Origin of the sequence: Borreliella kurtenbachii (assembly GCF_030437945.2) — a bacterium.
Taxonomy (GTDB): Bacteria; Spirochaetota; Spirochaetia; order Borreliales; family Borreliaceae; genus Borreliella; species Borreliella carolinensis.
The window spans coordinates 20,199-30,635 of record NZ_CP179519.1 but is presented as its reverse complement, the minus strand read 5'-3'; the positions used below and the strand labels follow the sequence as shown (position 1 = coordinate 30,635).

At 27.8% G+C, this 10,437-nt stretch carries 12 protein-coding genes; 1 reads left to right on the top strand and 11 read right to left on the bottom strand.

The window, feature by feature from the left end; all coding sequences use genetic code 11:
* The 5 genes from QIA22_RS06495 to QIA22_RS06475 all read right to left on the bottom strand — a co-directional run bounded on the left by QIA22_RS06495 (window position 1) and on the right by QIA22_RS06475 (window position 4,636).
* Window positions 1-1,353, bottom strand: a complete 1,353-nt coding sequence (locus QIA22_RS06495) for a PBSX family phage terminase large subunit (protein ID WP_367611929.1) — start codon at window positions 1,351-1,353, stop codon at window positions 1-3.
* Complete coding sequence (locus tag QIA22_RS06490; protein ID WP_367611783.1) at window positions 1,350-1,916, bottom strand: DUF603 domain-containing protein; 567 nt, start codon at window positions 1,914-1,916, stop codon at window positions 1,350-1,352. Before QIA22_RS06490 ends, QIA22_RS06495 begins: the two co-directional genes overlap by 4 nt.
* Before the next feature lie 179 nt (window positions 1,917-2,095).
* On the bottom strand, window positions 2,096-2,635 hold the full coding sequence (locus QIA22_RS06485; protein ID WP_106023713.1) for a DUF643 domain-containing protein: 540 nt from the start codon (window positions 2,633-2,635) through the stop codon (window positions 2,096-2,098).
* Between the two features lie 183 nt (window positions 2,636-2,818).
* Window positions 2,819-3,889, bottom strand: a complete 1,071-nt coding sequence (locus QIA22_RS06480) for an ErpC protein (protein WP_367611927.1) — start codon at window positions 3,887-3,889, stop codon at window positions 2,819-2,821.
* A gap of 54 nt (window positions 3,890-3,943) precedes the next feature.
* Window positions 3,944-4,636: an ErpL protein gene (locus QIA22_RS06475; protein ID WP_367611925.1), complete on the bottom strand. Its 693-nt coding sequence runs from the start codon at window positions 4,634-4,636 to the stop codon at window positions 3,944-3,946.
* Between the two features lie 430 nt (window positions 4,637-5,066).
* On the opposite strand from QIA22_RS06475, the gene QIA22_RS06470 reads away from it, so the two are divergent.
* Window positions 5,067-5,843, top strand: coding sequence for a site-specific integrase (locus QIA22_RS06470; protein WP_367611923.1), 777 nt, complete (start codon window positions 5,067-5,069; stop codon window positions 5,841-5,843).
* Between the two features lie 5 nt (window positions 5,844-5,848).
* Here the strand turns inward: QIA22_RS06470 and QIA22_RS06465 are convergent, their stop codons facing one another.
* From QIA22_RS06465 to QIA22_RS06440, 6 genes are all read right to left on the bottom strand, one after another.
* Window positions 5,849-6,274 carry a DUF261 domain-containing protein gene (locus tag QIA22_RS06465; protein WP_367611921.1) on the bottom strand — a complete coding sequence of 142 codons (426 nt, stop codon included), beginning with the start codon at window positions 6,272-6,274 and terminating at the stop codon, window positions 5,849-5,851.
* A gap of 51 nt (window positions 6,275-6,325) precedes the next feature.
* Window positions 6,326-7,654 carry a DUF244 domain-containing protein gene (locus QIA22_RS06460; RefSeq protein WP_367611919.1) on the bottom strand — a complete coding sequence of 443 codons (1,329 nt, stop codon included), beginning with the start codon at window positions 7,652-7,654 and terminating at the stop codon, window positions 6,326-6,328.
* A 357-nt stretch (window positions 7,655-8,011) separates the two neighbouring features.
* On the bottom strand, window positions 8,012-8,497 hold the full coding sequence (bdr, locus tag QIA22_RS06455; RefSeq protein ID WP_367611917.1) for a Bdr family repetitive protein: 486 nt from the start codon (window positions 8,495-8,497) through the stop codon (window positions 8,012-8,014).
* Window positions 8,498-8,510: 13 nt separating this feature from the next.
* The gene (locus QIA22_RS06450; RefSeq protein ID WP_008882906.1) at window positions 8,511-9,089 is read right to left on the bottom strand and encodes a chromosome replication/partitioning protein; all 579 of its coding nucleotides are present in this window, start codon (window positions 9,087-9,089) and stop codon (window positions 8,511-8,513) included.
* A gap of 49 nt (window positions 9,090-9,138) precedes the next feature.
* Entirely contained in the window at window positions 9,139-9,888 is a 750-nt protein-coding gene (locus QIA22_RS06445; protein WP_367611915.1) for a ParA family protein, read from the bottom strand.
* Window positions 9,864-10,430, bottom strand: coding sequence for a DUF226 domain-containing protein (locus tag QIA22_RS06440; RefSeq protein WP_014017692.1), 567 nt, complete (start codon window positions 10,428-10,430; stop codon window positions 9,864-9,866). Before QIA22_RS06440 ends, QIA22_RS06445 begins: the two co-directional genes overlap by 25 nt.
* Window positions 10,431-10,437: the final 7 nt, after the last annotated feature.

Sequence of the window (10,437 nt, the reverse complement as noted above, 5' to 3'; positions counted from 1 at the left end):
TTACAAAAATCTTTGATTGCCAAAGTGAACACTTCTCTCTCTATATCCTAAAGACAACATCAAATATGCTGCAGATATTGCATCAAGAGCGTCATCATGGGTTTTGTTATCTCCTTTATACGAATAAATATCATTAAATACAGAAGAGCTACTGTATTTCGTAATGTAAAGTTTATTGTAAGTAAACGGCGTAATTAACGTTGTTATTCTGCTAAATTTATTAGATTTTGGCTTAACCGGGACAATTCTAAAATATTGACTCATATTATTTCTTAGCAACATGTATTCACGAGTCAATCCACCAGCACCTTTTGTATTGTCTCTATCTTCTAAATAAAGTGTATGTACATTAAAATTCTCTAAAACGGTCTTTACCATATTCATAATATACGGGTCATTGGCTGGTCGTTGGTCTTGAAATACAAAAGCATAATACTTGTCATCAACCCGCTCCATAACACATAATGCAGTGTTATCCCCGCCAACACTAAATGCTGGGTCTAAATATGCTATCGGGCTAGTAAATACATAATCATTAGTAATATTTATTTGTGTAAAAATTGAATCAGTGCTTGCTATCCATTCACCTAGCAAAACTCTTGCTTTATATGATGGTATATCTTTATATAGCTTTTCTTGTGTTTCGATAAATCCTTTGCTGAGCAGAACATTATCATAAGTCGTAAAATTATATGTCTTAAAAGTTGCTATATTATCAATATAATCAGTTTTGAAATAGTGTTCTGGATGATCGGGATTAGTATCAAAAATAATAGTTTCTTGTCCACACCTTAGTCTTTTTAAGACTTCCTCTAAAGTTTGCTTGTGTAAAGTTGTAGCCTCATTGACAAAAATAAGTGCTGAATTGCTACCCCTAAACCTTTCAAAATCACTTGCCTTATCTCCACCGTATAGATTAATACGCAGTGAATCAATCAGAATATATGAATTATTTGTATGTCTTGGAATATAAGGAATTTTAAGCAGTTTGCATAGCTTTTCAAATTGCCCCAAAACATTAACTTCAACTGAACGTTGTGAATTACCAATAATGAAATTATTCGTATCACTTGAGTATAACTTTTTATTTTCAATTAAACTTTTGAGAAAAAGATAACAGGCAAGATATGTTTTACCGCTAGCTATACCGCCGCTGAGTATAATCTTTTTCTCATTATTCTTTTGAATGCTTTTTATCACATTTTTTTGTTTTAAAGTTAACTGTTCTTCTTCAAACTTAGCAAAATTAATTGAAGAATTTGTTAGATTTACAAATTGTGATATATCAACTCCATATTTATTTTTGTATTCCTTTTGTAGTGTTGTAAAAAGTTTTGTTTGATATAAGTTCACTTGTGCCCTTTACTATTTTTGTAGTTACTTTTGCTTTCAGCTTCATTAACCGTAGCAAGTTTTTTCATACATTCATAGTAAAGCTCCATTTCTCTTATTGAACACTCCTTTATATATTCATCAAGCTCGCTTTTTAAAGAATTAATTTCTCCATTAATAAATTGCTTATTTTTTTTACTACTTGCTTTATTTAAAGCGTCAATTTCGGCTCTTAAATTTTCTATTTTAGTATGCATACTAACAAGCTCAATACTAGAATATTGCTTAAATGCATTTATAAATCCTAATTCTAAATTAGCCCGCTCTAAATCCAATTCGCTTCTAACTTTCCTAGCGTTAACTTCTGATCTAAAGGTTTGTGACAAAAGGTGTTCAAGAGTGTCTTCACTAATTGATAATCTAGAGTCATCGCTAACAGAATTTTCCCCACTTTCCCATTTTTTCCTCATCCTCCACACATTTACCCTAGAAACTCCCAATTTATTAGCTATTTCCCTATCATCTAACGATCCTTCTCTAAAATATGCAACATAATCATCAAAAGATCTTTTAACTTTTTTCAAAAAAATCCTCTAAAATAACAAAAGTAACAATTTGTTACTCTAAATAGTAAAGCAATTTGTTAATTGTTAACATAAACTGATAACTTCTTGATATTTAGCAGGGAATATTTGTTAGCTTTTATTGATTTAGTTCGCTGCTATTTCTATAATTTTTGATTTAGAAATAGCAGTTCACTAATTTATTGCATATAACTATAAATTAACTCTACTTTTTCGGAAAAGTATTTCATTTCATTCATAAGATTCTTACTGGTGAAAAGTCTTTTATCATAATAGTGTATACTCAAAAATAAAATATCTCTAAATTCTTTAATCGCATCTATTTGAAAGTCTAATTCTGATACTTTTTCTCTTATCCCATTAAGAATTTGACAAACAAAAATCAAAAATTCGATAGATTTATCTTCTCCTAATCTTTCTAAACATTTTTCTAGCATTCCTTCCTTGTAGCTAAAATCAACTTTGAAACTTTTAAATTTTTTTGTTAGATTTTTTCTTTTCAAAGTGTCTTTAACAAATTCTTTTTCCGATTCTAAAAAAACACTTTTTCCGGTTTTTATTACGTACTTTTGCATTTTTTCAACAGCACTGTATATTTGTCTTTTTTGCTTTAGAGTTATTTGGCTAGTTAAATAGAGCTTGTTTATAAGTTTATCTATTTCTTTTTTTGTTTTCTTATATAAATTATCATAAAAATCTGAAATCTCATTTATATTCATCATAACTCTAGAAAGTATATAAATAAACAATATTTTTAACAATAGTTTTTGGCACTTTTTGTATGAAAATTTTGATAAAAAACATTTCTATATTCATAATAATTAAATCTACAAAAAAATAACAACTAGCAATTTTTTTACTAGCTGTTATTTTGTGTATACAAAATTTAATTATATCTAAAATTAATCTTCTTCATCATAATCATCGTCACTACCAGCAATGTATTCTTTAATTTCTTCAAAATTAGATTCGTCTTCAAGATATTTTTTAACTTCTTCTAATTTTGATTTTACTTTTTCTAAATCTTCTTTAATTTCGCTAACATTTACATTTTCTTTTAAGTCGGGCTCCTTCCCGATACCAGCGTATGATTTATTGCCTTCATTTAATTTAGTTCTTAAACCGTCTCTAGCTTCACTCAATTCTTTTAATAATTTCCCTAATCCTGAGTCATATTCATCTTCTAAATCCCAAGTTTTGCGTATAGAGTTATTGTCTTCGGTAAAATCATCATACACAGGCCCAGTAATTCTATCTATAACTCCTTGTGCACCCACACTTGCTTGCGCTGCTATGACATCAATATTTTCATTAATTTCATCTATTTTGGCTGTAAGTGTTTTAATTTGATTACCAACTTGCCTTTTTTCTGCTTTTTCTTTAGCTTCTTCTTCTCGTTTTTGTTGTTCTGCCTCTTCTTTTTCTCTTTTTTCTTTTTCTGCTTTAGCTTTTCTTTGTTGCTCTTCTTGTTGTCTTTTTTGTTCTTTTTGTTGTTCTTCTGCTTTAGCTTTTCTTTCTTTTTCTGCTTTAGTCTTAACTTCTTCTTGTTGTTTTTTCTGTTCTTCTGCTACTTTTATTTTTTTAGCATTCCCTTCTGTATCCTTTTGTTCTTCTTTTTCTTTTTCAACTTTAGCTTTTTCTGATTTTCCTTCTTGTTGAACATCACTTTGTTGTTTTTCTTTTAATACCGGTGTATTATCTTGACCATTTGCCAACAATGCTGGTGGAGGATTTATTACACCATTATCAGGATCATCGCCCTGCATTAATTCTTCTTCTTGTAATTTTTTTGCTACTTCATCTGCTTTTGAACCACTTGAAGCAATTTTATCCTTTACTGGATCTAAAATCTTATCTACAAATCCTTGAACTTTCTCACCCGCATTTTGTTTTATATCTTTGCTAGTTGCAAAATTCTTGCAAGAACTTATCAGCGCAAAAACAGCACAAATAATAAACATTTTTTTATTCATACTTTTTGTTTTCTCCTTTGTTTTGAACTTCTTCTATTTTAAAAGATACCACTGTTATTCTTTTTTATCTTCTACAGTTTCTCCAATATTTTTAAGTTCTTCTTCAATCTTTTTAAGTGAATTAGTTATGACTTCATTAGCCATATTACTAGTATCATTATCACCACTAGGCATATTTTTAAAACCCAATTCTCGAGCATACTTCCAAGCTTGTTGTCCAAACTGCCTCTGGTTTCCAGCTCTATGCCCTTGAGTTTGTCCAGTTGTAGATTCAGCTTGACCTTTAAGCTCTTCAAATTTCTGTTTAGCCTCTTGTAAAGCTTGTTTTCTCTCCCCTTTTTTCTTTGCTAAACTCTCTTCAAGCTCCTTAAATTTACCTTCAAGTCCTTTCCCTTTTAATTTTTCTCTTATTTTTTTTATTTGTCCCTCATAATCAGAATATGTTTCAAGAGAAGTTTTTTTAGAATCTAATTCTTCTATCTTATTCTTTAATTCTTGAATTTGTTTTTCAATCTCTTTCGTATCTTTTTCATCTAATTTAGATAAATCTTTTGTCTCTAGAATTTCCAAAAATCCTTCAACTTGCTTTTTTATCTCTTGTTCTGTTTTTTTTACATTTTGTTCTGAACTTTCTAAATCTTGCACTGACCCTTCTAAATCTTTACTAGTTGCATAATTCTTGCAAGAACTTATCAGCACAAAAACTGCACAAATAATAAACATTTTCATTTTCTTATTCTTATTCATAAGTTACTCCATAAGCCTCAATAATAATGCAACACCGAATAATTACAATTTTTCAAAGATTTAAATATATAATTTTGTTACATTCACCTGTTACATATTAACAAAACGCAAATGTAATTTTAACCAACTCCCAAAAATCTCTCCATTGCAAATGCCCGGCTCATTACAAAAGACTACAAAATGCATACAACTTAAATTTCAAAGTCTTTGCTATAAGTCAGCTAAAGTATATAGTCTTTCTTAGCTGCACCCCCCAAAAACTGCCCATTCTGTTTATCACAGCCACTCTACAACCCAAATTTAACTTGCAATGAGAACTCCAAAAATTTGACTAAAATTTTTTGTTTTTGGTACAATATAAATTACTTTTTTTATCTATTTTTATTACTTTTACTTAATTTAAAAGTAACACCTAGAAGGAGCTTGTCTTATGGACATTAATAATTATTTTAATTTAAATAATTTAGGTATTGATTCTATACTCAAACTAATACAAGAGTATCAAAAAGTAGTAAATGAAAACAAAATTCTTAAAAATTCTCTAAAAATTTCTTCTAAACCAAAAAAAGAATCCTCAAAACCAACTCCTAAGTTTTATTTAACCCCAAAAGCTATCAAATTAATTGAAAAATGCGTTAAAACATTAAAACAAATTGACCCAATTTCTGGTTGGTTCCTACATTTACTGGCAATAAGTGGGTGCAGGGGTGCAGAAATTCAAAAAGTAAAAATGCAAGATATTACTCCCTTGCTCAGCAAAACTGGAGAAACTTTTTACAATATAAAAGTAAATATAGCTAAAAAAAGGAATGTCACTTGTATTAGAGAAATTGTTATCAACTCAGAAGAGTTCGAGGCTATCCAATCCGCTCACGAAAATTATTTTAATGAAAAAAATCTTGACTCACGGCGTACTTATCTTTTCCAAAAAACCAAACATAAGTTTAAAGATAATCAAATTGATATTATCAATATTTCTAGAAAATTTAAAAATCTTCTTAAAAAATCCGGATTTCGCGCTAATAAATCGCTTCATTTATTTAGAAATTTGTTTATTTCATATTTAAAATCTAATGGCTATAACTCTTTCCAAATTAAAGAACTTATGAAATATCATTCAACTTCCGAAATTGATAATATCTACGGCCTCTCTGCTGCTAATAAAATTCACGCTTATAAATGCATGAAAAATAACCTTAAACTTTAAAAAAACTATTTTAGTTTAAATATACGTTTTGAAGTTACTTTAAATATTTTCCCACGTGGCTTTAAGTCAAGTGAATCATATAATATTTCTTTATTTTTTGTTGCTATAAAATGATATCCATTAACCTTATCGATTTTAACTTCACTTATTTCAAATTCATTAACTGTACCCAAATAATTTAAAGATTCATATCTCACGCTACTTCTAATTCCGTAGTAATTAAGTATCATGCATGGATTTATAATAAAACAATTACTCTTAATGTAACCAAGTCCTATAAATCTATAATATGCTGAATTTATCTCATATGCATTAAATTCACGCTTCTTAAATAGACTTGTATAATAATGCAGACATAAAAAATAACATCCCCATCTTTGTATCTCTGGTCTTAAAGTTCTATTGTCTTGTTTTATTTTATTAATAAGCATTGATTTCCTCTCCTATATTAAATTATTTCTTTAATTTTTTAGTGCTCCCATTCACATGGGGACACTGACATTATTTGCAAATGCTATATTGCTTGGGAAAAGTAATGTTTCACTTGTTGGCAATAAACCACTTAATCTATCTGATATTGCCCTTTTCTTAGAGTCAAAAGTGAACACAAATTCTCTAAACCTATAATTTACATGCTCAATTAGTGGACATATATTCGTAATATTGTAGGTTTTCATTTTGATTATATCTTTAAGATACTTTTCTCTTTTTTTGTGTTCGTTTTGCATTTTGTTTAATTCTTTTTTTGCACTATCAACCTCCATTAGATCACATGCAAGATTTTCAGCAACTTGCCTATCCGTAATTTCAAGTTCTACACAATCAACATATTCTACAAATTCTCTTGCCCAATCAAACTCAACTCCATTCCTATAAAATTCACTTCTTTCTACTAAATCTTCAACTAGTTTTATCACCTCATTATTATCATTATTTAATGTTTGTAAGTTGATATTATTATTTTTAAATATTTGAGTTCTTATGTTAAAAGCTTCCGTCTCGCATTTGTGAACATACTCAAGCACTTTTGCTATTAAGTCATCATTTCTCTTAATCTTACAGTTAACTGGTGCTGCATCTATTAAAAAGAATAAATTACAATACTCAAGTCCAGTACATGCTAGTTGCATTTGCGCCTGCACATAATATTTGAAAAAATATTTGCTGCTTAAAAAATTGCCATTTTTATTGTACTCAGCAATAGCACTGCTCATATAATTAGAATCACTGCTTTTAATTTCTAAAAGCTCTGCGGTGCCGTTACTATTTATAAACCAACCATCAATTGTTGATCCAATAAACATTTCTGATTTACCAGTTTTCTTGAAATAATTATACTTATCAACACCGTTGGCATATTTGTTCTTATACAAAATATCAATATCATCACCATGTGCTTTAACAAATTCTCTAAATCCTAAATTCTCTAATTCTTTGCCCTTGAGCATATACAAATTCTCTTCAAAAGGTAGGCTCATTCCAAAATATTTAAGTACTCTGTTAATCATCAAGTCTTTAAGTCCTGCACCTCCAATCAAAACATTGCCTACTTCACTAGCTCCGTATCTATCAAGTTCATTTCTTTGCACACTAAAATCAATATTTCGATTAAATCTAAAACACTCTTGACTACTTATTCTTGGTAATTTCTTGCCTATCTTGCTTAATTTACTTTTTTCTTTAATGGGAGAAGATTTTTCCTCAAATATTTCACATCCAGTAAAACTTTTTTGATTAACATAAAACATTTTAGACTCTCCTTGAATATTATTTTGTATTTCTTGATTATTATTGTTTGACATGTTTGTCATTTTGTTTTCCTCCGATTATTGATATTTATAAAAATAAATATATAGCAAAAACTATTTTTGCCAACTTTTTTACAAAAAATTTTTTTAAAAAAAATAGGGCTTAACCAAATCCTCTACTAAAAGAACTTAGTTAAACCCTTGTATTATTTTTTTGCAAATTACTAAATAAAGGTAGTTCAAATACATGGAAATGTTTTAACAACTACGCTGTTTGTAGTGTAGCCCAATTTAGAATTAAAATCAATTTGTATTTGTTAAAATAAAAGAACCTATTTAAATTCTCTTGTTAAAAAATTCAAATAAGCTCTACTTTAAAGCTATATACTAACTTATTACTTTATAAAATTTTAATCATTCTCATTTGAAAAAATACTTATTGAATATAGAATAGATAATTGGAGCAAGCGTTATTCCCATTATTAGAATTACTTGTATTGTTCTATTACTTGCAGTAAATTCGTTTTTTAAACTGGATATATCTTTTTGTAACGTCTTTTCAACGCTATCTATTTTGGCATTAAGTTCGTTTTTTACACTATCTATTTTAGCATTTAAACTTTTTTCTATACTGTCTATTTTGGCATTTAAACTTTTTTCTACATTATCTATTTTAGTATTTACACTATCTATTTTAACATAAACACCATCTATATCCTTTTGAAAGCTCTTTTCTACATTAATTATTTGTTGTTCTAAAGAATTTATTTTTTCTTTTAGAACTTCAAAATTATAATTATCATTTTGAAGTAAAACAAAATCTATTGCCTCTTCACTAAACCCTTTATTTAAAAATTCTAACCTTATATTTTCTATTTTAAGAGTATTGTAGGCCAAATTCCTCATAAAATCCCCTTTATTATCCTTTTAATTGTTTATACATTTTTAAAAGTTTACTAATCAAATCTTTTTGATTTTCAAAAATCTCTTGCATCATAAAACTTGTAAATTTAGCATTGCTTTTGTAAAAATCATAACTTTCTTGAGTTTTAAGTTGAAATCTTAATGGTTTTATTGAATTTTGTTTAGATTTTTTCAATACTGGACTTTCTTTGTCTTTCAATACACTTAATATTAATCTAAATCCATTATCTAATACATATTGTTCCTCAATAACTCCTGCTTCTATTGCATTGGCAATTTTTAAATAGTTATATGCTTGAGTTTTTGCAACATCATAATCCTTTATAAAAGCATCGAAACTTTTGTATCCATCAAGTTTATAATATTCATTATCTTTAATTTCTTTTAAGATTTTCATACATTCTACTCTATTAGAAACTCCTTCTCTAAGGTTTACATACAATTTCTTTTTCAAAGTGTTATAACGATCTGTTTCAACGCCATTTTTACTAACATTAGAAGAATCTACAAGTAGTGCATTCCCCTCAGAATCAATATCCCTTTTATTGATTATTAATTTTGTATTATTTTTCATAACAAGCCTCCTTGGTTATAAGTTCATCGCGTTGAACTTATAATTAAAATTATCTTAATTTTGCATAAAAATTCATTAATGAATTTTTATACTCTTTTATATAATCCATTTGAAAATCAAAAGAAGAATTACTAGCAATTCTTCTATTTAAATCTTCTCTTTCTGATATCATTCCTAAAAAATTTTCTTTGGAGTTCAGCATTTCCAATAATTGCTTATGTGTATTATTTTTCTTAAATCTCGTTATTATAAAAAAAGTAGGCAATTCTACACCTATTTTTTTCATAAAAAATTTCAAAAGGTCAAAACTTTCAATTGTCCATTTTTCTGCTGTCAAGGGGACAATTACATTGTTACAACAAACTAAAGCATTAGTTAAAGTAAAATCCAAACTTGGGGGAGTATCAATTATAATAAAATTATAACCAACATCTATATGTTTAAGCTCTTTTTTTAATCTAAATTCATCAAAAGTGTGTTTATAACCAAAAGCATTTATACTGTGTAAAGTCAAATAACTAGGTATTAAATCTAAATTATTCGCTACATTAACGATTGATTGATTGATATCTAATTTTTCTATCAAAACTTCATATATATTATTTTTTCTTAAATCTATATTGGATTTTTGTATATCATCATAATAATAACTAGTGGTGGATGCTTGAGTATCTATATCTATTAATAATACTTTATATTTTTGGGCTAGCAAAGTTGCAAATATTATTGCACTTGTGCTTTTACCAACACCGCCCTTGATTGACGCTATTGTTATTATTTTAGGTTTTTTATTATCCATTTGATTAACGGTCCTTGTTCCGGGTATTTTTTCCCATAAAATTTATATACTTGTTGTTCTAAATCCGTAAACATACTAAATAAAACTTTGTTGTAGTGATTATTTGTTCTTTTTTTATCCAATAAACGATATAGTCCTTTAAAATAACAAAAAACACTTCCTGCTTTAAATCTGAATTCCATATAATATGCCCTTGCTAATGCGTATGCTTTTCTAGTTCCATTTATTTGATACTTTATTAATGGTTTTTTAATTGGTTTTCTATAACCATAAAAAATACCAATAAATTTATCTCCTTCTTTAATTGGATACAAGTGAGTTTCTTCTACAATCCTTTCTCCATTAAATAAGGCCCTCAATGACAATCTAAATTCGTGTTTTTTCTCATAAACTCCAAATTTGTAAATGTCCATCATTATTTTTGTATGGTACATTGCTTTACCATTTTCTTTTTCAATTAAAATAAAGCGCTCTTTATTTTGGCATTCAACTTTACATTTGCCTTTTTTTACAGTTTCAATAGGTTCTGGTGTATTTTCCATATTAAAT

What these genes read in the sequence shown, in the direction of transcription:
- QIA22_RS06485 (WP_106023713.1), bottom strand. Translation starts at nt 2,635, where the DNA reads ATGAATATAAATGAGATTTCAGATTTTTATGATAATTTATATAAGAAA.
- QIA22_RS06480 (WP_367611927.1), bottom strand. Translation starts at nt 3,889, where the DNA reads ATGAATAAAAAAATGTTTATTATTTGTGCTGTTTTTGCGCTGATAAGT.
- QIA22_RS06475 (WP_367611925.1), bottom strand. Translation starts at nt 4,636, where the DNA reads ATGAATAAGAATAAGAAAATGAAAATGTTTATTATTTGTGCAGTTTTT.
- QIA22_RS06470 (WP_367611923.1), top strand. Translation starts at nt 5,067, where the DNA reads ATGGACATTAATAATTATTTTAATTTAAATAATTTAGGTATTGATTCT.
- QIA22_RS06465 (WP_367611921.1), bottom strand. Translation starts at nt 6,274, where the DNA reads ATGCTTATTAATAAAATAAAACAAGACAATAGAACTTTAAGACCAGAG.
- QIA22_RS06460 (WP_367611919.1), bottom strand. Translation starts at nt 7,654, where the DNA reads ATGACAAACATGTCAAACAATAATAATCAAGAAATACAAAATAATATT.
- bdr (WP_367611917.1), bottom strand. Translation starts at nt 8,497, where the DNA reads ATGAGGAATTTGGCCTACAATACTCTTAAAATAGAAAATATAAGGTTA.
- QIA22_RS06450 (WP_008882906.1), bottom strand. Translation starts at nt 9,089, where the DNA reads ATGAAAAATAATACAAAATTAATAATCAATAAAAGGGATATTGATTCT.
- QIA22_RS06445 (WP_367611915.1), bottom strand. Translation starts at nt 9,888, where the DNA reads ATGGATAATAAAAAACCTAAAATAATAACAATAGCGTCAATCAAGGGC.
- QIA22_RS06440 (WP_014017692.1), bottom strand. Translation starts at nt 10,430, where the DNA reads ATGGAAAATACACCAGAACCTATTGAAACTGTAAAAAAAGGCAAATGT.